The 21,635-nt window shown below is 38.7% G+C and carries 23 protein-coding genes; 15 read left to right on the top strand and 8 right to left on the bottom strand.

What is annotated here, in order from left to right; translation table 11 throughout:
• The 14 genes from ABJ974_RS01300 (at position 1) to ABJ974_RS01235 (ending at position 10,829) form a co-directional block, all read left to right on the top strand.
• Positions 1-756 (top strand): ABC transporter ATP-binding protein, encoded by a 756-nt coding sequence (locus ABJ974_RS01300; protein ID WP_419869594.1) that lies wholly within the window; start codon positions 1-3, stop codon positions 754-756.
• On the top strand, positions 746-2,011 hold the full coding sequence (locus ABJ974_RS01295; RefSeq protein ID WP_419869593.1) for an ABC transporter permease: 1,266 nt from the start codon (positions 746-748) through the stop codon (positions 2,009-2,011). Before ABJ974_RS01300 ends, ABJ974_RS01295 begins: the two co-directional genes overlap by 11 nt.
• Positions 2,001-2,426 (top strand): acyl-CoA thioesterase, encoded by a 426-nt coding sequence (locus ABJ974_RS01290; RefSeq protein ID WP_419869592.1) that lies wholly within the window; start codon positions 2,001-2,003, stop codon positions 2,424-2,426. Before ABJ974_RS01295 ends, ABJ974_RS01290 begins: the two co-directional genes overlap by 11 nt.
• Positions 2,426-3,559, top strand: coding sequence for a beta-ketoacyl synthase N-terminal-like domain-containing protein (locus tag ABJ974_RS01285; RefSeq protein WP_419869591.1), 1,134 nt, complete (start codon positions 2,426-2,428; stop codon positions 3,557-3,559). Before ABJ974_RS01290 ends, ABJ974_RS01285 begins: the two co-directional genes overlap by 1 nt.
• Positions 3,560-3,569: 10 nt before the next feature.
• On the top strand, positions 3,570-4,112 hold the full coding sequence (locus ABJ974_RS01280; protein ID WP_419869590.1) for a 3-oxoacyl-ACP synthase: 543 nt from the start codon (positions 3,570-3,572) through the stop codon (positions 4,110-4,112).
• Positions 4,113-4,192: 80 nt separating this feature from the next.
• The gene (locus ABJ974_RS01275) at positions 4,193-4,450 is read left to right on the top strand and encodes a phosphopantetheine-binding protein (RefSeq protein ID WP_419869589.1); all 258 of its coding nucleotides are present in this window, start codon (positions 4,193-4,195) and stop codon (positions 4,448-4,450) included.
• Positions 4,451-4,453: 3 nt separating this feature from the next.
• Entirely contained in the window at positions 4,454-5,653 is a 1,200-nt protein-coding gene (locus ABJ974_RS01270) for a beta-ketoacyl-[acyl-carrier-protein] synthase family protein (protein WP_419869588.1), read from the top strand.
• Positions 5,650-6,711, top strand: coding sequence for a beta-ketoacyl synthase N-terminal-like domain-containing protein (locus tag ABJ974_RS01265; protein WP_419869587.1), 1,062 nt, complete (start codon positions 5,650-5,652; stop codon positions 6,709-6,711). Before ABJ974_RS01270 ends, ABJ974_RS01265 begins: the two co-directional genes overlap by 4 nt.
• Positions 6,712-6,810: 99 nt before the next feature.
• Positions 6,811-7,566 carry a polysaccharide deacetylase family protein gene (locus tag ABJ974_RS01260; RefSeq protein WP_419869586.1) on the top strand — a complete coding sequence of 252 codons (756 nt, stop codon included), beginning with the start codon at positions 6,811-6,813 and terminating at the stop codon, positions 7,564-7,566.
• A complete protein-coding gene (locus ABJ974_RS01255; protein ID WP_419869585.1) occupies positions 7,559-8,185 on the top strand; it encodes a LolA family protein in 627 nt (208 codons plus the stop codon). Before ABJ974_RS01260 ends, ABJ974_RS01255 begins: the two co-directional genes overlap by 8 nt.
• Complete coding sequence (locus ABJ974_RS01250; RefSeq protein WP_419869584.1) at positions 8,151-8,786, top strand: hypothetical protein; 636 nt, start codon at positions 8,151-8,153, stop codon at positions 8,784-8,786. Before ABJ974_RS01255 ends, ABJ974_RS01250 begins: the two co-directional genes overlap by 35 nt.
• Before the next feature lie 3 nt (positions 8,787-8,789).
• Positions 8,790-9,170, top strand: coding sequence for a 3-hydroxyacyl-ACP dehydratase (locus ABJ974_RS01245; RefSeq protein WP_419869583.1), 381 nt, complete (start codon positions 8,790-8,792; stop codon positions 9,168-9,170).
• The gene (locus ABJ974_RS01240) at positions 9,167-9,652 is read left to right on the top strand and encodes a hypothetical protein (protein ID WP_419869582.1); all 486 of its coding nucleotides are present in this window, start codon (positions 9,167-9,169) and stop codon (positions 9,650-9,652) included. Before ABJ974_RS01245 ends, ABJ974_RS01240 begins: the two co-directional genes overlap by 4 nt.
• A 4-nt stretch (positions 9,653-9,656) precedes the next feature.
• Positions 9,657-10,829 (top strand): DUF2062 domain-containing protein, encoded by a 1,173-nt coding sequence (locus tag ABJ974_RS01235; RefSeq protein ID WP_419869581.1) that lies wholly within the window; start codon positions 9,657-9,659, stop codon positions 10,827-10,829.
• Between the two features lie 2 nt (positions 10,830-10,831).
• Here ABJ974_RS01235 and ABJ974_RS01230 read toward each other — a convergent pair whose 3' ends face one another.
• The 7 genes from ABJ974_RS01230 to ABJ974_RS01200 form a co-directional block, all read right to left on the bottom strand.
• Positions 10,832-12,526 carry a C45 family autoproteolytic acyltransferase/hydolase gene (locus tag ABJ974_RS01230; RefSeq protein WP_419870937.1) on the bottom strand — a complete coding sequence of 565 codons (1,695 nt, stop codon included), beginning with the start codon at positions 12,524-12,526 and terminating at the stop codon, positions 10,832-10,834.
• A gap of 25 nt (positions 12,527-12,551) precedes the next feature.
• Positions 12,552-14,072, bottom strand: a complete 1,521-nt coding sequence (locus tag ABJ974_RS01225) for a phytoene desaturase family protein (RefSeq protein ID WP_419869580.1) — start codon at positions 14,070-14,072, stop codon at positions 12,552-12,554.
• A 118-nt stretch (positions 14,073-14,190) separates the two neighbouring features.
• Complete coding sequence (locus ABJ974_RS01220; protein WP_419869579.1) at positions 14,191-15,072, bottom strand: LpxL/LpxP family acyltransferase; 882 nt, start codon at positions 15,070-15,072, stop codon at positions 14,191-14,193.
• Positions 15,073-15,131: 59 nt separating this feature from the next.
• Positions 15,132-15,386, bottom strand: a complete 255-nt coding sequence (locus ABJ974_RS01215; RefSeq protein WP_419869578.1) for a phosphopantetheine-binding protein — start codon at positions 15,384-15,386, stop codon at positions 15,132-15,134.
• 4 nt (positions 15,387-15,390) lie between these two features.
• The gene (locus ABJ974_RS01210; protein WP_419869577.1) at positions 15,391-16,611 is read right to left on the bottom strand and encodes a beta-ketoacyl-[acyl-carrier-protein] synthase family protein; all 1,221 of its coding nucleotides are present in this window, start codon (positions 16,609-16,611) and stop codon (positions 15,391-15,393) included.
• A gap of 17 nt (positions 16,612-16,628) precedes the next feature.
• Positions 16,629-17,360, bottom strand: a complete 732-nt coding sequence (gene fabG, locus ABJ974_RS01205; RefSeq protein WP_419869576.1) for a 3-oxoacyl-ACP reductase FabG — start codon at positions 17,358-17,360, stop codon at positions 16,629-16,631.
• A gap of 40 nt (positions 17,361-17,400) precedes the next feature.
• Entirely contained in the window at positions 17,401-18,930 is a 1,530-nt protein-coding gene (locus tag ABJ974_RS01200) for an HAL/PAL/TAL family ammonia-lyase (RefSeq protein WP_419869575.1), read from the bottom strand.
• Positions 18,931-19,024: 94 nt separating this feature from the next.
• On the opposite strand from ABJ974_RS01200, the gene ABJ974_RS01195 reads away from it, so the two are divergent.
• Positions 19,025-20,266 (top strand): NAD(P)/FAD-dependent oxidoreductase, encoded by a 1,242-nt coding sequence (locus tag ABJ974_RS01195; RefSeq protein WP_419869574.1) that lies wholly within the window; start codon positions 19,025-19,027, stop codon positions 20,264-20,266.
• 48 nt (positions 20,267-20,314) lie between these two features.
• On the opposite strand, the gene ABJ974_RS01190 is transcribed toward ABJ974_RS01195, so the two are convergent.
• A complete protein-coding gene (locus tag ABJ974_RS01190; protein WP_419869573.1) occupies positions 20,315-21,613 on the bottom strand; it encodes a phenylacetate--CoA ligase family protein in 1,299 nt (432 codons plus the stop codon).
• Positions 21,614-21,635 lie beyond the last annotated feature (22 nt).

Here is a 21,635-nt window from a genome sequence, read left to right as displayed (position 1 = left end):
ATGGAACAGCCTATTATTGAAATTAAAAATCTATATAAAAAATATAAAAGTGCTGAGGAGTTTTCTGTTAATGACATCTCATTACAGATCAACAGTCAGGAGATCTTTGGAATCCTGGGACCTAACGGTGCCGGAAAAACCACACTGATATCGATGCTTTCCGGACTGGTAAAACCCACTGCAGGACACTTTACCATTAATGGATTATCACCTCAGAAAGACAGTCTCAGGATAAAGCAGATTATCGGGATTGTTCCTCAGGAATATGCCCTTTATCCCACTCTTACCGCCAGAGAAAATCTGATGTTTTTCGGAAGCCTTTATGGATTAAAACATAAAACCCTTACTAAAGATATTAATGAAGCTCTGGAAAGAATGGGCCTTTCCAAATTTGCAGATAAAAAAATCGAACAGTTTTCAGGAGGGATGAAACGCCGCTGTAATCTTATTGCAGGAACTTTACACCATCCGAAAGTCCTGTTCCTCGATGAGCCTACTGTGGGCGTAGATGTTCAGTCTAAAAAAGTGATCATCGATTTTCTTCAGGAACTAAACCGCAAAGGAACCTGTATCATCTATACCTCGCATCACCTTTCGGAAGCAGAAGAATTCTGTACCCAGATAGCTATTATAGACGGGGGAAAAATTCACGCGTCAGGAACCCCTGAAGAGCTCATTTCAAAAGTTGAAGGCGCCCATAATCTTGAAGATGTCTTCATTTCATTAACCGGAAAAGAATTAAGAGATGTTGTATAAACTGTGGAGAAGTTTTATTAAAGAGATTTTTTTACTGAAAAGAGATATCGGAGGAATTGTGATTATTTTCGTAATGCCGCTTCTTTTGATTATAACCATAACCCTCATACAGGATTCCACTTTTAGAAACCTGGAAGGAGCAAAAATTCCTATTATTTTTATTGATAATGACCATTCTGAAGTATCTCAAAACATCAAAAAGGAACTGGAAGGCAGCAAAACATTCCGGCTTCTTACCAATTTTAATGAAAAAACGGCACAGGATGCTGTTTTCTCCGGAGAATACCAGATGGCTATCGTAATTCCTGAAAATTTAACCAAAGACCTGAATGCCAATGTAGATTCCAAAGTGCAAACCATTGTAAGCTCATTCGGTCTGGAAGCAGATTCTGCCCAAGCACAAAAAAAAGCTCCCAAAGCAAAAGAACTCCATCTTTATTTTGATCCTGCCACCAATGCAGGCTTTAAAAGTTCAGTAATGAATTCCGTGAATAAAATGGTTTTTGAAATTGAAAATAAAAAAATATACAAGGCATTTCAGGAGCAGCTGGGGACCACTGAAGATATTGAAGAAAATAAAAACTTAATCAGCTTTAAAGAAATCACTCCTTTAAAGGGGGAAAAAGAAATCATACCCAATTCGGTTCAGCACAATGTTCCGGCCTGGACGCTGTTCGCGATATTTTTTATCGTAGTTCCGCTCTCTATTAATTTAGTCAAAGAAAAAAGCCAGGGAACCAGTGTAAGGGCAAGGATAAGCCCTACCCCTTACTTCGTTCATATTTTAGGAAAAACCTTTACCTATCTTATCATCTGTATCATACAGTTTTTACTGATGGTCGCGGTAGGGGTATTTTTATTTCCTTACTTTAATCTTCCGGCTTTTGATGTATCGGGAAATATGCTCAGCCTGATCGTTGTCACTTTATTTGCGGGACTGGCGGCTATTGGATTCGGTATATTGCTGGGCACCCTGGCTGAAACTCAGGAGCAGTCTGCCCCTTTCGGTGCTACATCAGTGGTTGTTCTTGCGGCTATAGGAGGAATCTGGGTCCCGGTTTTTTTAATGCCGGAGTTTATGCAGCATATTGCAGGCTTTTCTCCTATGAACTGGGGACTCAATGCCTATTATGATATTATTTTAAGACATAGCAGCATCTCCCAGGTTTCCAAAGAGCTGTTTTTATTATTTTTATTTTATATTGCGATGGTAGCAATTTCCATTTTTTACGAAAGAAAACAAAATGCAGTCTAAGGAAAAAACAATGATGTGCTCTGAAGAAGTCAGGGTAAGATTTAATGAAACCGATCCGCTGGGCATTGTCTGGCACGGGCATTATATTGTCTATTTTGAGGATGGACGGGAAGCTTTCGGAAGACAGCACGGTCTCTCTTATCTGGATATTCAGAGAGAAGGCTACGTGACTCCTATTGTAAAAAGTACCTGTGAGCATTTTCTCCCCTTAAGGTATGGGGAAACATTCAGGATAGATACCATTTACGTAAACTCAGCTTCTGCAAAACTGATCTTCAGATATGAGATCTACAACCAGGAAAACCAGTTGGTCTGCACCGGGGAAACTATTCAGGTCTTTCTGGATAGTGAAGGCAATCTATCGCTTTACAATCCGGATTTTTTTCAAAAGTGGAAAGATAAAATGGAATTATAATGAAGAAGGACATTTATATTACGGATTATAATTGCGTTACTCCGCTGGGAATGAACGTCTCTTCCAATTGGATGGCTTTATTAGAGAACCGCTCAGGTGTTGCCCTTAATAGTATCGGAGAAAATCAGGAAAGTTTCTATGTTTCTATGATTAATAATGAAGAACTGGAACATGAATTCAGCAAAAAGTTTAATGAGCGTGGATTTACCCGTTTGGAGAAGATGCTCTTATTAAGTTTACAGCCTTTGGTTAGCCGGCATTCTGTCACAGACCAAACCGCTTTTATATTATCCACTACAAAAGGGAATATCAGTCTTCTTAAAAATCAGGATTCCATACCTCACGGAGCATATCTTTCAGCTTTAGCCCATAAAATTGCTGATTTTTTCGGTTTTAAAACCCAACCTATTATTGTTTCTAATGCCTGTGTTTCAGGAGTAATGGCTCTCAGTGTGGCCAAAAACATGATTCTTTCAGGAAAATATAAAAATGCTTTTGTCATTGCCGGTGATGAAATATCAGAATTTGTGATTTCAGGATTCAACTCTTTCCAGGCCATAGGAAAAGAGCCCTGCAAGCCTTATGATAAAAACAGAAACGGGATCAACCTTGGAGAAGCTGCTGCTGCAGTTTATCTCACTTCGGAACCTTCCGAAAATGATAAATTTAAATTTAAAATCCTTGGAGACTCTGCGGTCAACGATGCCAATCATATTTCGGGACCTTCAAGAACCGGAGAAGGGTTGTATGCAAGTATTAAAAATGCGATGACGGAAGCTGGAATTGCCCCTGATCAAATAGACTTTATTTCCGCCCACGGAACAGCCACATTATATAATGACGAAATGGAAGCTATCGCATTCAACAGGATGGATCTGCAAAACGTTCCGCTTAACAGTATGAAAGGTTTCTTCGGGCACTGTCTTGGGGCAGCCGGATTACTGGAGAGCATTATTTCCATGGAAAGTTCTTTACACCAGACCTTACTCCCTTCCAGAAATATTGAAGAACCGGGAGTTTCCCAACCTTTACATATTATCAGTAAGCTTCAGAACAGGGAAATTAATTATATCCTCAAAACAGCATCGGGATTTGGAGGGTGCAATGCGGCTGTCGTATTGGAAAAATCTTAAAACTGATAGGATGAATAAAATAAAGACCTGCACTATAGAAAATTCAAAAATATCCGTTAATGACAAGGTTATTTTTGAAAACCCTATCCACACTTTCCCCGAATTTGCCAAAGAAGCTTATAAAAGTATGGAACTGAATTATCCCAAATTTCATAAAATGGATAACCTCAGCAAACTGGCTTTCCTGTCTGCTGAAATGGTACTGAAAGATCAGGAAGACAACAGTAAAACCGCTATTGTCTTTGCTAACCGCTCTTCCAGTCTGGATACGGATTTTAAATATCAGGAAAGTATCAATTCACAGGAAAATTATTACCCGAGCCCGGCAGTATTCGTGTATACGCTGCCCAATATCTGTGTGGGCGAAATCAGCATCCGTCATCAGATGAGAACAGAAAATGCATTTTTCGTACTGGATCATTTTGATGAAGAGTTTCTTCACACTTATTCCCGCCGGCTTTTAGAGTCTGGGAAAGCAGAAAAAGTATTGTGCGGATGGGTCGAATTATATCAGGAAAATTATACAGCTTTTGTATATTTGTTAACTTTATAAAAATATACTATTTATCATTTCAAAAAAGATCAGACTTTACCGGAATGGTAATTTTAATAAAATTTTTACCTCAATAAATTATGGAAAACTTACACACAGAATTAAAGCATAAAATCATAGATGTACTTAACCTTGAAGATGTTTCCGTAGAGGACATTAAAGATTCGGATCCGTTATTCGGAGGCGGATTGGGACTTGACTCTATTGATGCACTGGAGCTGATCGTGCTTCTGGATAAGGATTACGGAATTAAATTGGCCGATCCTAAGAAAGGAAAAGAAATATTCGAGTCTATCGATACCATGGCAAAATTCATCGAAGAAAACAGAACAAAATAATTAATGGGTCATAAAATTGCCATAACGGGGATGGGCATTATTTCTTCCATTGGTAATAATGTAGAAGAAAATTTTATTTCCCTGAAATCCGGCAGACACGGCATTTCAGATATCGAACTGTTTGAAACCCGCCACTCCGGCCATATTAAAACAGGTGAAATAAAGCTCTCCAATGAAGAACTTGTCAAAAGGCTGGGACTACCTGAAGATAATAACATTACCAGGACCTCCCTGTTGGGAATGATGGCTGCCAAAGAAGCGGTAGAAAGTTCCGGTATTTCAGATATCAATTCTTACCGGACCGGACTGATTTCTTCTACCAGTGTAGGAGGAATGGATGTTACGGAGAAATATTTTTACAGCTATGAAACATTTCCCGATAAGCAAAAATATATTGATGCTCATGATGCAGGAAACTCTTCGCTGGCCATTGCGGATTTCTTAGGACTGGAAGGAATGGTTTCAACGATCAGTACGGCCTGTTCATCAGCAGCCAATGCCATTATGATGGGTGCCAAGCTCATTAAGAATGGAATTCTTGACCGTGTTATCGTGGGAGGAACGGATTCTCTTTCCAAGTTTACTTTGAACGGATTCAATTCCCTGATGATTCTTACGGATTCCTATAATACCCCTTTTGATCAAAACCGAAAAGGTTTAAACCTGGGCGAAGCAGCTGCTTTTCTGGTTCTTGAATCGGATGAGACTGTCAAAAAAGATCATAAAAAAGTCCTGGGATATCTTTCAGGCTACGGAAATGCCAATGATGCCCATCATCAGACGGCTTCTTCTGAAAACGGACAGGGAGCATATCTTGCCATGCAGCAAGCCCTCTCCATCTCTCAGCTGAAAAAAGAAGACATCGATTATATCAACGTTCACGGAACAGCAACTCCCAATAATGATTTATCAGAAGGGATTGCGATGAACCGGATTTTCGGGGAAGGTAACGTCCCTGAATTCAGTTCAACAAAAGCTTTTACCGGACATACATTGGCGGCCGCCGCAGGAATAGAAGCTGTATTTTCTATTTTGGCCATGCAACATGATCTTATTTTTCCCAACCTGAATTTTAAAACCAAGATGGAAGAATTTGATCTTATTCCTGTTACAGAACTTAAAGAAAAAAATATCCGCCATGTACTCTCCAACTCTTTCGGGTTCGGAGGAAATTGTTCAACATTAATTTTTTCAAAATCATGAGTGCGGTTTATATTAACAGTGCAGCGTCTATTTCTGCTCAGGAGATACTTCAGGAGGATTTTTTTAACGATCTTAAACCTGAAAATGCCGTTCAGGTAGTAAAAGCCGTGGAACCTAATTATAAAGAGTTCATTCCCCCTGCTATGATCAGGAGAATGTCCAAAACGGTAAAAATGAGCACAGTTGCTTCCCGGTATGCTTTGGAGGAAGCAGGAATTGAAAAGCCGGATGCCATCATTGTAGGAACGGGAATGGGATGTTCCCAGGATTCTGAAAAGTTCCTCAAAAATGTTATTGAAAACAATGAAGAATTCCTGACACCTACTTATTTCATTCAATCTACGCATAATACGGTAGCCGGTCAGATAGCACTGGGATTACAATGCCATGCCTATAACTTCACATATGTAAATACTTCTTCCGCACTGGAGTTTTCTTTTTTGGATGCCCAGCTTCAGATCAATGACGGAGAAGCTGAAAATGTTCTGGTAGGCTCCACAGATGAGCAAACCGAAAGAACCATGGAACTCTACAAGCTAAACAACAGCATTAAAAAGCATGAGGACCTTCCTGCTGATTTTCTAAGTTCTTCCACGAACGGTGTCATCTGGGGAGAAGGCTCAAGTTTCTTTGTATTAGGAAAAGAACAGACGGAAAAATCATATGCCAAGCTTAAAGACATTCGGATCATCAATAAGATGTCCAAAGGTGGGATCCAAAATTTTATCCTTGATTTTTTAGGTAAAAATAATCTCAGTCCTCAGGATATTGATGCTTTGATTCTAGGATTCAGTGGAGATCAGGATTCTGACACTTACTACCATTCTGCTATGGATCTGTTTCCTGATTCGGCTTTATTATATTACAAACATTTAAGTGGAGAATTCAATACAGCAAGTGGTTTTTCTACATTTATGGCCTGTCATATTCTTAAACAGCAGCAAATTCCGGAAGTCATGATGATCAATGCAGTGAAGAAGGAAAACATTAAGTATGTGCTTCTTTACAATCATCTTCTGGGTACGGATCACAGCCTGGTCTTACTGGAAAGGATTTAAATTTTAAAATGCTTACATTTAACTACCCGAACCTTAAAACCCAAAGTTTTTTATAAGTTCTGAAGATGGAACACGTGAAATATAAAAGCATAATTTAAGATGAAACATTATCCGTTCATTCTGTTTTATTTATTCTGCAACCTTTTTATCTGGAGCTTTAAAGGAAGTTTCTGGGTTTATCTTTTTTGTCTTATGGCATTTATAGGAGTAGTGGCATGGGGTTCTTTTAATATCCAGCTCGGTTATTTTATCAACAGCATTACCCATAAAAGGACAAGAAAGAAAGAAGTTGCCTTAACCTTTGATGACGGACCTACGGAATTCACCCCTTTGTTTCTGGATCTTTTGAAAAAGCATCAGATAAAAGCTACATTTTTTTGTATCGGAAAGCAGATAGAACAATACCCCGAAACGTTCCGAAGAATTATCGAGGAAGGCCATGTCATTGGAAATCACACCTATTCTCATTCTACATCCATAGGATTTGCTTCTACCCGGCAGGTAATGGAAGAAATAAAAAAGACAGATGATATTATTCTTAAAGAAGGAAATATCTCCACTTCTCTGTACCGGCCTCCGTTCGGGGTTACCAACCCGAATATTGCCAGGGCCGTTAAAAGTACCCGTAAGAAAAGTATAGGCTGGAATATCCGCTCTCTGGATACCATCATTAATGATGAAAAGAAAATCTACAAAAGAGTGATTAAAGGATTGAAGCCCGGCGGTATTATTCTGTTCCACGACATTTCAAATAAGACCTATCATGTGTTGGCCGATTTATTGTTATTTTTGGAGAGAGAAAAGTACACTACCTTCACGGTAGACACGCTTATAAAACCAAAACAAAATGATTAAACATATTGCTTTGGGAACCTTTTTACTGGTTTCCTCACTATTTTTTGCTCAGAACACCTCTATGACGGGAGCTGAAGCCAAAGCTTTTATCACCAGGGTATCTTCGGAAACCCAAAAGATAAAAACCCTGCAAAGTGACTTTACCCAGACCAAGAAAATGGATTTTCTGGATAAGAATATCGTTACCTACGGGAAGATGTCCCTACAATCACCAAGCACTCTGAGCTGGAAATACACCAAACCCTATCAGTACAGTATTATTTTTAAGAATAACAAGATTTATATCAACGATCAGGGGAAAAAATCTTCCGTAGATGCCAAAAGCAAAACTTTCGAAAAGATCAATAAGCTGATCGTGGGAAGTGCCAGCGGAAAGATGTTCAGTGATCCGGAATTTACCGTCTCTTATTTTAAAAATTCCAATTATAATATTGCGAGATTTATTCCCAAATCCTCTCAATTGTTAAAGTATATCAAGCAGGTGGAGCTTTATTTTCCTAAAAGTCAGGCGACGGTTGCCCAGGTGAATATGTTGGAAGCGTCAGGCGATACCACTCAAATTCAGTTTAAAAATACCAAGATCAATGCACCGGTTCCTGCGTCAGAGTTTTCTTTATAGCAGCCTTTTTCTGCTGTTCACTTCCTGTAAAACTTACCGTCTTACGGATGCAGTTTCCGTGTCTTCTCAGGATAAAACCGTTGAAAACCAATATTTTTCCTCAAACCATGATTATATTTATAAATGCCAGATTGATATTTATAAGCATCATTTAAGTGGAATTTTAATTATTAAAAAGCTGAGTGATACGACACACCGTGTCGCTTTAACTTCGGATTTCGGAAATAAGCTTATCGATTTTGAGATCTCTGAAAACGATTTTAAAGTCAATTATATCATTCCCGATATGGACAAAAAGATGGTTACCAACTTTTTAATGAATGACTTCCGCCAACTGTTAAGAAAACGATATCCTGTCGATCAAAGTTTTGAAAATACTTCTTCAAAAATTTATACATCAAAATGGGAAAAGAATGGGTATTATCTGTTTTTTAATAAAGAGAATCAGCTTTTAGAACAAATCGTTTATACGAAAAACAAGAAAGAAAAGATAGATTTTTCATTTGCGGCAAAAAAACATATATTCGCGGATAGTATCAATATTGCCCATAAAGATTTTAAGATCAATATCCGGCTATTTCAAATAACAGAAACAGAATAACCCATGCAGACTATCCTTACTGGCTTTTATACTTTACAATCTTATGAAAAAAGTGACACCGGCAGTTTTACCGCCCACATTACTTTGAATAAGGATCATGAAATTTTTAAAGGTCATTTTCCCGGAAATCCGGTTACTCCCGGAGTTTGTATGATGCAGATCGTCAAGGAGCTTTCGGAAGAGTTTTCCGGCTGTCGCTTATTCTTGCAATCAGCCTCGAATGTAAAGTTCATGGCTATTATTAACCCATTTGAAACCCCGGATTTAAAGCTTCAGCTGGATATGGATGAATCGGCTTCCACCATTAAAGTAAAAAATACGACTTCTTTTGGCGAGACAATTGCATTAAAAATGTCAGTGACCTATAACAAATTGACATCATGAAACTTATCTTATCATTTATTACCGCTTTTGTTCTTTTTTTTCAGGCTTCTGATATTGAAGCTTTAAGAAGCAGCTATGCAAAAGCTAATTCCTCCAATGAGAATGCAAGGAATTTTATCAGTTTAGCAGAAAAGAAAACATCTTCGGACCCTGTTGTTTCCGGCTATCGTGCAGCAGCAAAGATTATGGAAGCTAAAGTAACCACCGAAAAAGGAAAAAGAAAATCTTTTGTAAAGACCGGGGCTACCCAACTGGAAAGCATTATTAAAAGTAACCCGAATAATATGGAACTTAGGGTAATCCGTCTCAGCGTACAGGAAAATATTCCCTGGATTGTAGGGTATCATTCCAGCATAAAAGATGATAAAACTTTTATTTTAAATAATTATGCTAAGCAAAACTCTGCTTTAAAAAGCTATATTAAAAACTTTGCAGCCCAATCCAAATCATTTAATGCTGACGACAAAGCGACCCTGAAATAAAGCAATGATCCTTCAAGACGTGCAAAATGCTATTTCCGAAAGGAAAATATGCGTTTTAATTCCCACTTACAATAATGAGAAAACCCTGAAAAGGGTTATCGACGGCGTATGGGAATACACGGAGAATATAATTGTAATCAATGACGGTTCTACAGATTCCACGGCAGAGATTCTTTCGGGATATCGTGAGATCACGGTAATCAGCCTTCCCAACAATAAGGGAAAAGGAAATGCCCTCAAAACAGGATTCAGAAAAGCTCAGGAGCTGGGTTTTGATTATGCCATTACCATCGATTCCGACGGGCAGCATTACCCGGATGATATTCCTGTATTTGTGGAAGCTCTCCTTCATGAAAAAGAAGATGTCCTGCTGATCGGAAACCGGAATATGTCTCAGGATGGGATCCCTAAAAAAAGCAGCTTCGGAAACAGGTTTTCCAACTTCTGGTTCTGGTTCGAAACGGGGATAAAACTTGAAGATACCCAATCCGGCTACAGACTTTATCCCTTACATAAAATTCCAAAGAAATATTTCACACCTAAGTTTGAATTTGAAATAGAGATCATTGTACGGACTGCATGGAAGCGGATTCCGGTAAAAAATGTTCCGGTAAAAGTTTTATATGATCCGGCAGAACGTGTTTCTCATTTTCGGCCTTTCAAAGATTTTACAAGGATCAGCATTCTAAATACCATTTTGGTGATCATTACTTTATTTTATATTGCTCCCCGGAATTTCATTCATGATTTCAGGAAAAAAAGTTTTAAAAAATTCATTAAGGAAGATGTCCTCGAAAGTGACGGCAGCAACCGCATTAAAGCATTTTCTATTGCTTTGGGAATATTCATAGGGCTATCTCCGCTCTGGGGCTTTCATACTTTAATTGTCATTTCCCTTGCCGTCGTTTTAAAGCTTAATAAGGTTTTAGCTTTTGTAGCTTCCAATATAAGCCTGCCTCCGTTTATTCCTTTTATTATTGCAGCTTCTCTTTACCTGGGTTCTCCTTTCGTTCATGGCAACAGTAATATTTTTGAGCATGAGCTGGATTTTGAACTGGTTAAAAATAACCTGGTTCAGTATCTGATCGGAAGTCTTATTCTCGCCAGCACGGCTTCCAGTCTTGTGGGAATAGGAGTTTATCTTCTGTTGAATAAATTCAGTCCCGAGGATAATTGATTTTAAAGTTTATTCAAAGTTTTCCTGAGATTCTTTTCCACACGGGCCTTATCCGGAACGGTGGTGATCTCTTTTTTTAAAGCTTTTTCAAACTGATCTTTTGCCTTCGGATATTCTTTTCTTTTGTAATAATACTGTCCTGCCTGGTAATATACTTCCCATAATTCAGGATTCAGAGACTGGTAGTAATTTATAAAATCATCCGTTAGCAGAATGTCTTTTTTCTTATCATGAATAGCATCATTTATCTCTGAGCTCATCTGCTTATACATTTCATAATCCTGAAACTCCTGAGACTCAACAAACGGATCCTTCGCAATATTGAACTGAGAAGCTGCCATTTCTCCATTCTTCATTCTTTGATCAGAAAAAATAGTATTGAGATCATAACAAACAAATTCTCCCAGCTGGTAGGGATTGGAGGAAACCCAAACCAATTTCTTTTCGGGAGAAAATATGACGGCATGATGAGCCAGCAGCTGATTGATTGCTTTTTCATTTCCGTAACCTATATTTTTATTCTTCAGCCCGGATTTTTCCCTTAGAATACCAGCCATTTTCTCCGGATTGAGTTTTTCATTGAACTGCAGGAGTTCCTGCAACTTTTCATAACGGTATTGAGAATGACTTTCGGCGATCTGCTTCTGATTCCTTTTGTCATCTTTATAAGCCTCAGACTGAAAATGATTGGTACAAAAAAGCTTTGAAGTATTTACAGATTCATATACACCGAAATTTTTAGGTGAAGTCTCAATAATCACAGCCGTCCTATCTGCTGCACTGCCTACGAGTATTGATTCCGATACGAAAACCTTACGCTTCTTCGCTATCTGAATTGCTTCATCAATGGTATGCGCATATTGTAAAATTTCTCTGGTAACTAAAGAAATAGGTGTCTTAGCCGTCAGGGGAATTTTAGACTTCCCTGCATTGATCGTAACCGTTATTCCTTCTTTATTCATTCCTGAAACCACTCCGATCATTCCGGGCCAGCTCACCGACATATAGGGAATACCTTCTTCAGGACGGACAAATTCCACCAATTTATTTTGGGCAAAGTCATCTCCTACATAAAAATCAAAATTCCTCCCGATCAGCAAGTCCCCATCTTCCGTATTTTCATTCCAGACGGCTAAAGAAGTACAGCCTACCATAGCCAGATCCTGCAACGCATGTCCTATATCATGGGCTCCGTGGAGGTATAAACTTCTCAGATACGGAGGAGCTATAAAATCATATTTATCTGAAGAATACCGGGATAACCCGTAAAGCTCAGCCTGATAATCTTCCCTTACGTTCAGATACATTTTCCGGTTGTACCATTTCAGAAAGCCACTTAATAGTTTTTGTTTAAATTTTGAAGGAACAAAAGTCTCGACTTTAGAGAAGAAAATTTCTTCCTGCCGCCACATAAGATCCTTTGTAAGCGCACCCCGGTTATATCCTAGCTGCAAAGGGTTCCCGTGAATGTAGAGTTCCCATAAGTGTTGTTTATTTTTAGTAAAATAATTTTGGTGATACGTAAAGGTGGAATCATTAATCTTATGGACTTCCGGGATTTCCAAAGTATACGATTGTATGTCCGGAAGATGATGAACAGACCTGGATACCCCACAGGAAATTAAATTAAGGACAAGAAAAATAAATATCAATAATTTATTATTACTGTAATGGGAGAACTTTTTTCTGTCTTTCATGGTATGGAAACTTCCTGTCAGCATTTCAACTTTCAATTTCTTTTTTCACATGTTCATCAATAACCTCCCTTCCCAAAATTTCCGAACAGGTATTAAATGCCCCGATAATCACTCCCAACACTCCGTGCATATTGACCGACTGGCCTGTTAAGAAAAGGTTTTTAATTTTTGTTTTAGGAGAAACCATTGTTTTAAGGGGATTCTCTGATGTTTTATAATAACCATACATATTCCCTTCATAGCTTCCTATATAATCCCTGTAGGAAAGAGGTGAGGAAGTATAAATACCTTTAATTGATTTTCTGATATCCGGTATTTTCTTCTCCAGTGCTGTAATCATTTTTTCCGCTCTGTCTTTCTTAAAGTTTTCATAGGTTTCCCCTCTGTCTTCATCATGAATAATAGTATTCACCGTATTTTCCCATTCTTTCACCTCATCGAAATCCATATAGGAAATTAAGGTCAGGCTTTCCGCAAATTCAGGATACTTTTTAGAAGGAGTGGCAGAAAGCATATAGGTTTCGGGCCACAATTCTTTTTTATAATGAAAGGCTTTCCACACATGGTCTTTTGACTGATAGTGGTAAATATTATAATTAAAGTAAGGAATGCTGTGAGGCTTTAAAGTAAGGTAAACACTGAAGCATGAGGAAACGGGTTCCCAGCTTAAAATCCTGTTGACGAATGATTTTTTAAGTTTTTCCGGACCCATCAGTTTAAGAAGGGAACGAATTTCAATATTGGAAATAATTTTTTTGGCAACAACTGTTTTTCCGGACGTCGTCTTTACGGATTTAATATGGTCCTCTTCAAAGACGATTTCAAAAACTTCCGATCTTTTATAAATATCCGCTCCATATTCCCGGAGTTTCCTCACGAGAAGTTTAGATATCTGGCTTCCTCCTTTTACACATTTATAAGCACTTTGAATACATGAATTGACGGTAAGGGCATGGACATAGAAAGGGGTGTTCTCCGAGTCTCCTCCGTAAAGGAAGTTGGATCCTATCAATACAGCCTGCAGCTTCTTATCGGAAGTGATGGATTCTATGAACCTTTTGGTATTAAGGTGTAAAACCTCTTCGTTATAGCTGGTTTCCCCCATTACGTTATATCTTGGAAACTGGCTGCACACATATTGAATTTCCTCACAATACCTTTCCAGGTTTTCTTTTTCACCGGGAAAGATGGCTGAAAGCCGGGCAATAAAATTTTCATAGCCCTGGGCATGGGGATATTCCATACCATCTTCTTCAAAGCTGATCCTGTCGTAACCGTCCTCATCCATTTTCTGAAGCTCGAGCCCCTGCATAATCTCCAGATAGGTAAAATACTGATAGAGATTCTGCCCTTTGGAAAGTCCTCCCAAATAATGAACTCCGGTATCAAAAATGAGTTTATCCCGTACGAATGTCTGCAAATTTCCTCCGTACTGGTTGTTTTTTTCCAGCACGCAGACTTTCAGACCTTCTTTTGCCAGAATGAGGGCAGAAACAAGACCTCCTAACCCACTGCCTATTACCAGTATGTCGTATTCTTTTTTCAAAGAGAGAATTGTGTTTTTTTAATCCATGGTAAAACATAAGGTAAGAGCAGATCTCTTTACCTCATCTTCCTGATGGATGTTTGATTAACAGTTTTATAATCTTTAAAATTATTGAAATTTAATCAATATCGTCCCAAAAATCAAAATAATTGAACCATTGTAACGGATATTTTTGAAGCATGGTCTCCAGATTCTGAACATAAGAGTTCAATAATCCCTGGGCATCCCGCTTTTTCACCTGTGCTACTCTTGCATATAAGTGATAATGAAGATTCTTTTCTTTCATTACATACACATACACTACCGGAACTCCCAGCCGTGAAGCTATAAGAAAGGGACCTGCAGGAAATCTGGCACTTTTTCCCAGCAGATCGGCTTCAAGCATTTTTGAACCTTCAAAATAACGGTCACCGGTGAAACAGATCAGCTCATTATTGCTTAAGGCTTTATTGATATCGAAAATATGGGACATATCATCTTTTACATAGATGAATTTTATATTGCTTTTTTTAACGGCAATACTCTCCATATATTCTTTGATAACGGTTACTTCCTGATCCGTAGTCACTAAGTTTATCTGACAGTCAAAATCAATATCGGCAAAAAAATGCTCGGCAATTTCAAAATTTCCGATATGGGCACTGATAAGGACACCTCCTTTCTTTTCCTTCAGAAGGTTTCTCAGATTTTCAATACCGTCAAATTCATAGGTAAACCGGTCTCTCAGCCCTACGGAAATAGCTGTTTTATCAATCAGGACCTTTCCGAATGTAAAATAACTTTTAAATACCGAAATTTTTGTTTTCCAAAAAGAATAGCCCAGTCTCTTTTTAAAGTAATAGGAAATATACTGATTGCTTTTTTTTAGGAATAAAAAATAATAGCCTGCTACAAAGTACAGTACAAAGTATGAACTTCTGATTCCGATATTTCTAATGCAGTAGACAAATATTTTATATCCTAATATTGTCCCTTTAGATTTACCTTTCCATTTGTTCATAAATACGGAAACTTTTTACGGAAATTTTAAGTAGTAAAGTATAAAAGTTTAATCAATAACTAAGCGTTTTTCTCAGCTATCTTATTTTCAATTGTGGTATAGAAATCGTTGAAGCTAACCATTTTCTTAAAGTCTGCTTCTCCCAATTTAACTCCGAAGTTAGATTCAATAACAACCACCATATCAATATAATCCAGGCTGTCTAAGCCTAATGTCGTTTTAAGGTTGGCATCATTGCTGATATCATCTTGGTCTACTTCAAATTCATTCACCAAAAAATCATTAACAATAGCAATAATTTTCTCTCGTTCCATTTTCTTAATCAAATTTTTTAACAATCAGTGCGGAATTGGTTCCACCAAACCCGAATGAATTTGACAAAAATACGTCAATTTTTTGATTTTTTGTTTTGGAGATCAAATTTATCTTTTTTGCTTCCTCATCGGGGTTTTCAAGGTTAATATTGGGTGCTACAAAATCATTATGCATCATTAAAATAGAATAAATCACCTCACTGGCACCTGCCATCCAGCATTCATGACCCGTCATTGATTTTGTAGAACTTACCGGTACATCTCCTCCGAAAATTTCATAGATCGCATTTGCTTCATTGGCATCTCCGATAGGGGTAGAAGTGGCATGAGCATTAATGTAGTCGATATCTTTTGCACTGAGTCCTGACTGCTTCAGAGCTCTTTCCATTGCCAGTGCAGGCCCGTCAATATTGGGAGTGGATATATGCCCTCCATTGGAAGAAAAGCCATAGCCTACAATTTCTCCCAGAATAGCAGCTCCTCTTTTCTGAGCAGATTCTAAGCTTTCCACAATGAGAGTTGCCCCTCCTCCGCTTGGTATCAGTCCATCTCTTCCCGCATCAAAAGGTCGGGATGCTTTTTCCGGTTCATCTTCTCTTACGGAAAAGACTCCTAAACCATCAAAGCTGGCCATGGAATATTTATTGGTTTCCTGGGCTCCTCCGCATATGATAATATCCTGTAATCCGCCTTTAATCATCATATAGGCCAATCCCAAGGAATGCGATCCGCTTGCACAGGCAGCACTGATGGTCATATTGATCCCTCTTAACCTAAATATGGTGGAGAGGTTCATCGTGACCGTAGAGTTCATAGATTTAAAAATAGCTCCTGAGCCCATCAGCGTCGTATCTTCCTTCTCCCGTACGGTATCAATAGCATCCACCACAGCCTGGGCCACGCTGTCATTTCCGTAGAGAATGCCTACTTCATGGGCATCAAGAAAATCCTGATCGATGTTTGCCTGCTCCAGTGCATCTACCGTAGCGAGGTAAGCATATTCACTTTCCTCTCCCATGCTTATACGCTGTCTCCTGGTCAGCTGATCTTTAAGATTAGGCTTAGGAACCTGCCCGGTGAGTCCGGATCGGTACCCAAACTCTTTTCTTTCCTTGTCTAAGACAATACCGGATTTTCCCTGGTACAGAGATTCTTTTACTTCATCTAAAGTGATCCCTATACAGGAGTAGATTCCCATTCCGGTAATTACAACCCTATTTTCCATTTTACTTATAATATTGATTATGAGTAAATTCCTCCATTAATATTAATAATTTCCCCGGTAATATAGGACGCTTTTTTAGAGGCTAAAAAGGCTACCAGATCGGCTACTTCTTCCGGTTCACCAAACCTGTTGGCAGGGATCATCGTTTTAAGTTCATCTTCATTCAGGTCCTGAGTCATATCTGTTCTGATAAATCCCGGAGCCACCGCATTCACGGTAATATTTCTTTTGGCCACTTCCTGAGACAAAGCTTTGGTAGCTCCTACCACTGCTCCTTTGGCCGCTGAATAATTCGTTTGTCCTGCCGTTCCTTTTACACCGGAAACCGACACCATATTAATAATCCTGCCGTATTTATTTCTCAACATTTTCTGAATGAAAAAATTGGTTACATTAAAAAAACCATGTAAGCTCGTGTTGATTACACAATTCCAGTCTTCATTGTTCATCCACATAAATAATCCGTCACGGGTAATTCCGGCATTATTAATAATCACTTCCACAACGGCATCAGGATTTTTTTTCTCCCAGCTTTCCAAGGCATGTTTCGTTTCTTCTGCATTTGCCACATCAAATTTGAGAATTTCTCCTGTGGCCCCCAACTCCTCAACCGCAGCAAGAGTTTCCTTAGCCGCAGCTCCATTAGAAGTATAATTAATAAGTATATGATATTTTTTTTCTGCTGCCAGTTTTATACAGATAGCCCTCCCGATTCCTCTGGAGCCTCCTGTGACAATTGCACATTTCATGTGTTAGTTTATTTTAAATTCATCTTAGTTTAAAAGTCGATCACGAACCCTTGCTTTTCTTTAAGTATTTTTTTACTTCTTCCATATAAGGATACATCACCATATCTTCTGAAAAGGCAGGGATAATCTCTCTCACCTCATCATATAATGCTTTTGTAGAGGAAGATATTCTATCCTGGAAACCCAGATATTCAATCGCCTGTACAATGGTGATCAGTTCAATGGCCAGTACTTCAAAAGCATTTTCAATAACCTTCCTGCAAATAACCGCCGCATTGGTCCCCATGCTCACAATATCCTGATTGTCATTATTATTTGGTATACTATGAACATACATGGAGTTGGAAAGCATCTGGCTCTCCGCGGTAGTGGATGTAGCCGTAAACTGGACTCCCTGCATCCCAAAATTAAATCCCAGCTTCCCTAAATTAACAAAAGGTGGCAAAATTTCATTGATCTTATAGTTTAACAAATAGTTAAGCTGTCTTTCTGCTAGCATGGTAAGCTTAGTAACCACCAGCTTCAGCTTATCCATTTCCAACGAAATATAATCACCATGGAAATTTCCTCCGTGGTAAACATGCTGCTCTTCCACATTCACAATCGGGTTATCATTCGCAGAATTGATTTCATTTTCAAGGACAGTCTCTGTATATTCAAGAGTATCCAGAACTGGACCGAGAATCTGGGGTACACATCTTAAGGAATAATACTCCTGAACTTTCTCTTTAAATACTTTTTCCTGCTCTTCAAAATGGGTGTAAAGATGCTCTTCTCTCTTTCTGATCAGCTTACTGTCGGCAAGATATTCCCTCATCTTCCTAGCAATATTTTGTTGTCCGGAGTGCTTTTTAGTACCATTCAAAGACGCTGAGAAATGATCGTCATAAGCCTGTACGATTTCATTGATCGCACACGACAGCTTAAGCGAAATTTCCGTTAATTGACTGGCTTTATATGCATTGATAATCCCAATCCCGGACATCACTGAAGTTCCGTTCATCAAAGCGAGACCTTCACGGATTTCCACTTGTATGGGCTCCAAGCCTTCGGATTCAAATACTTCTTTTGTAAGTTTTCTTTCTCCTTTATAAAATACTTCTCCTTCTCCTATAAGCACTAATGCCAGATGGGCCAGCTGTACAAGATCTCCGCTCGCCCCTACTCCTCCATGTTCAAAGATCAAAGGAACAATATCCCTGTTGATTAACTCCTTTAATAACAATACCACGGATTCATTTACTCCCGAATTTCCCAGAGATAGCGTATTTAGTCTCGCCAGCATAGATGCTTTTACCTCTTCTTTAGGCAATGGATTTCCCATTCCTGAAGAATGACTTCTTATTAAATTATATTGAAGCTGATAAGTATCCTGGTCACTGATCTTGAATTGAGCCATTGGCCCAAAACCCGTGTTCACGCCATAGATCACTTTATTTTTTGAAAACTCTTTTAAAAAATGAAAACTTGCGTTCACCCTGCTTAAAAGAACCTCATCCAGCTCTATTTTTTCATTTTCAATAATGATCTTCTGGAAATCTCTAAGCTTTAAAAAATTATTTATTTTCATTAATCAAAAGTAATGGTATCTTTATAGTTATTAACTATTTTGTTATTAATTTTGCGGCAAAGATATAAGTTATTATTAAAATAAAAAATCAATCATGAGCAAAGAATTTGTTGATGTTCTTGTGATTGGAGCTGGACCCTCAGGCTGTGTTTCTTCCTCTTTCCTAAAGAAAAACAATATTAAAGTAAAAATTGTTGAAAAGACCAGGTTTCCCAGATTAGTGGTGGGCGAAAGCTTAATTCCGAGAGTCATGGACCACTTTGATGAGGCAGGGTTATTTCCTGCATTAGACAAAATGAATTTTGAAAAAAAATTAGGTGCACGTTTTCTGAGGGGTGATGAAGTGTGTATTTTTGATTTTAGTAATAAGTTCGGAGAAGGCTGGGACTGGACCTGGCAGGTACCCCGGGCCGATTTTGATGACACCCTGGCCAAAGAAGTCATCAATAAAGGAATTGACCTCGAGTTTGAAACTGAAGTTGTCGATATCCGTTTTGAAGGAACCGATTCGGTAACAACCGTAAAAAATAAAAATGGGGAAACAAAAGAAATCCATGCGAAGTTTGTCATAGACTCCAGTGGATACGGACGGGTACTGCCCCGTTTACTCAACCTTGAAAAACCTTCAAGACTCGCTCCCCATTCTGCCATATTTTCACATGTAAAGGATATTAACCGGGAGCCGGGAACGGAAGGAACCTTAATCTCCTTTGATATCATTGAAACTGAAGTATGGCTATGGGTTATTCCTTTTTCCAACGGAAATACAAGCATAGGAATAGTAGGCCCTACCGAATATATTGAAAAGCTTTCGGAAACCGGAAATACTGCGGAAGCCCTTAAAAAAGCAATTGCTCTGTCAGATTATTATGTAAAACGTTTCGGAGACGTGGACTTCCTTTTTGAACCCAAAAAACTGGTTGACTATTCATGCTCAGTAAAGCAACTGTACGGAGACGGATATGCTCTTACCGGAAATGCTTCTGAGTTTCTGGACCCTGTCTTTTCTTCCGGAATGGCTTTCGCCACAGAGTCCGGAATGCTTGCTGCAAAACTGGCCATCAGGCAGCTGAACGGGGAAACCGTAGACTGGCAGAAAGAATATGCGGAGTACATATTGTATGGTGTAGATGTTTTTACTACCTATATAAAAGAATGGTATACGGGAAATCTCCAGGAGTTATTCTTCCACCAGCCCGAAAATGAAGATATCAAAAGGAAAATATGTGCGGTTTTAGCGGGATATGTCTGGAATAAGGAAAACCCTTTTGTTAAGAAACATGACAATGTCGTTAAGAATCTTGCCAATTTAATTAAAATGGAAAAACAATCATAAAAAAGACTGCACTTGCAGTCTTTTTCATATTACCTATTTCTTTTACAATTAGTGAGAACGAAGATCAATAAAAGTGACTGGCTTTCTGCTGTTGGGATTATGGACCTGCCTGGAAAGATCTTCAAAACTCATCACTTCGATTTTAGGACTCACCCGGAGTTTCGCCCGGAAATGATCCCTGACTTCATTCACGAAATTTCCGGTTTCATTTTCTGCACTCAGCTTTATGACAATTTCATCCAGTCCTATCTCATTGGACCTGATAACAATCTGATAGCAGGAAATACCATTGAAATCATTGAGTATATCATTCATTGCCGGTGGATATAAGGTGGTTCCCTTATATTTTATCATCTGCTGTTTTCTCCCTATAACGGGCCCCAAACGCATGGTATTCCTTCCACATTTACAAGGCTCATAGTGGGCCTGTACGATATCTCCCGTCTTAAATCGGAGTAAAGGCATAGCTTCTACCCCTAATGTTGTAATCGTCAGCTCCCCGCTTTCCCCTTCTTTTACAGCATCTCCGTTATCATCGAGAATTTCCGTAATGATAAGCTCGGGGTGGTGATGTCCTCCGGCCTGATAATCACACTCGGTAAAAGCCGTACTCATCTCTGTGGAAGCGTAGGTAGAGAATAATTTAATATCCCATTTATCTTTGATCTTTTGTGAAAGAATATTATCTGTAAAATCCTGATTTTTGATACTTTCCCCGATGCAAACCGCCCCTTTTACACTGGAATTTTTAAAATCCAGTCCGTGCTTTTCGGCATAGTCTATCATTTTCAGTAAAAAAGAAGGAACGGTGATCAGGTATTTAGGTTTGAATCTAAATATTGAATCCCATTGCAGCTCCGGAATGCCCGGTCCCATTCTCACCACGCTGGCTCCCATTTTTCTTAATCCCAGAAAATAAGCGAGACCTGCCATAAATCTTTTATCAATAGTAGTCACCATCTGGACGACATCCCCTTTACTAATCCCCGCACAGGCAAAGGAAACTGCTTCATTATAGGCCAGCCTTTCCAGATCTCCATCCGACAATCCGAAAGTTACAGGATCTCCCAACGTACCCGAAGTGGTACTATAATCCACTATCTTATCAAGAGGTATACAGAAAAAGTCCTGGTTATTTTGCTGCAGATCATCTTTGGTAGTCACCGGAATCTTAACCAGGTCTTCCAATGTCTGAATCCTTTCAATCCGTATGTCATTGTCTTTAAAAAGCTTTTGATAAAAGGGTGAATTGTCTTTAAGGTACTCCAGAAGCCCTTTAAGTTTTTCTTCCTGAAATCTTTTAATTTCCTGAACGCTGGCTCTTTCAATTGACGGGTATAGTTCCAATGATAATAATTTTATGCAAACA

The sequence above is a fragment of the Chryseobacterium sp. CT-SW4 genome, assembly GCF_048572715.1.
Lineage (GTDB): Bacteria > Bacteroidota > Bacteroidia > Flavobacteriales > Weeksellaceae > Chryseobacterium.
The sequence above is the reverse complement of the archived record's forward strand: the minus strand, read 5'-3'. Positions and strand labels throughout refer to the sequence as shown.

What these genes read in the sequence shown, in the direction of transcription:
- ABJ974_RS01260 (WP_419869586.1), top strand. Translation starts at nt 6,811, where the DNA reads ATGAAACATTATCCGTTCATTCTGTTTTATTTATTCTGCAACCTTTTT.
- ABJ974_RS01275 (WP_419869589.1), top strand. Translation starts at nt 4,193, where the DNA reads ATGGAAAACTTACACACAGAATTAAAGCATAAAATCATAGATGTACTT.
- ABJ974_RS01285 (WP_419869591.1), top strand. Translation starts at nt 2,426, where the DNA reads ATGAAGAAGGACATTTATATTACGGATTATAATTGCGTTACTCCGCTG.
- ABJ974_RS01250 (WP_419869584.1), top strand. Translation starts at nt 8,151, where the DNA reads ATGCACCGGTTCCTGCGTCAGAGTTTTCTTTATAGCAGCCTTTTTCTG.
- ABJ974_RS01200 (WP_419869575.1), bottom strand. Translation starts at nt 18,930, where the DNA reads ATGAAAATAAATAATTTTTTAAAGCTTAGAGATTTCCAGAAGATCATT.
- fabG (WP_419869576.1), bottom strand. Translation starts at nt 17,360, where the DNA reads ATGAAATGTGCAATTGTCACAGGAGGCTCCAGAGGAATCGGGAGGGCT.
- ABJ974_RS01245 (WP_419869583.1), top strand. Translation starts at nt 8,790, where the DNA reads ATGCAGACTATCCTTACTGGCTTTTATACTTTACAATCTTATGAAAAA.
- ABJ974_RS01270 (WP_419869588.1), top strand. Translation starts at nt 4,454, where the DNA reads ATGGGTCATAAAATTGCCATAACGGGGATGGGCATTATTTCTTCCATT.
- ABJ974_RS01195 (WP_419869574.1), top strand. Translation starts at nt 19,025, where the DNA reads ATGAGCAAAGAATTTGTTGATGTTCTTGTGATTGGAGCTGGACCCTCA.
- ABJ974_RS01300 (WP_419869594.1), top strand. Translation starts at nt 1, where the DNA reads ATGGAACAGCCTATTATTGAAATTAAAAATCTATATAAAAAATATAAA.
- ABJ974_RS01290 (WP_419869592.1), top strand. Translation starts at nt 2,001, where the DNA reads ATGCAGTCTAAGGAAAAAACAATGATGTGCTCTGAAGAAGTCAGGGTA.
- ABJ974_RS01240 (WP_419869582.1), top strand. Translation starts at nt 9,167, where the DNA reads ATGAAACTTATCTTATCATTTATTACCGCTTTTGTTCTTTTTTTTCAG.
- ABJ974_RS01230 (WP_419870937.1), bottom strand. Translation starts at nt 12,526, where the DNA reads ATGAAAGACAGAAAAAAGTTCTCCCATTACAGTAATAATAAATTATTG.
- ABJ974_RS01220 (WP_419869579.1), bottom strand. Translation starts at nt 15,072, where the DNA reads ATGAACAAATGGAAAGGTAAATCTAAAGGGACAATATTAGGATATAAA.
- ABJ974_RS01295 (WP_419869593.1), top strand. Translation starts at nt 746, where the DNA reads ATGTTGTATAAACTGTGGAGAAGTTTTATTAAAGAGATTTTTTTACTG.
- ABJ974_RS01235 (WP_419869581.1), top strand. Translation starts at nt 9,657, where the DNA reads ATGATCCTTCAAGACGTGCAAAATGCTATTTCCGAAAGGAAAATATGC.
- ABJ974_RS01255 (WP_419869585.1), top strand. Translation starts at nt 7,559, where the DNA reads ATGATTAAACATATTGCTTTGGGAACCTTTTTACTGGTTTCCTCACTA.
- ABJ974_RS01215 (WP_419869578.1), bottom strand. Translation starts at nt 15,386, where the DNA reads ATGGAACGAGAGAAAATTATTGCTATTGTTAATGATTTTTTGGTGAAT.
- ABJ974_RS01265 (WP_419869587.1), top strand. Translation starts at nt 5,650, where the DNA reads ATGAGTGCGGTTTATATTAACAGTGCAGCGTCTATTTCTGCTCAGGAG.
- ABJ974_RS01280 (WP_419869590.1), top strand. Translation starts at nt 3,570, where the DNA reads ATGAATAAAATAAAGACCTGCACTATAGAAAATTCAAAAATATCCGTT.
- ABJ974_RS01210 (WP_419869577.1), bottom strand. Translation starts at nt 16,611, where the DNA reads ATGGAAAATAGGGTTGTAATTACCGGAATGGGAATCTACTCCTGTATA.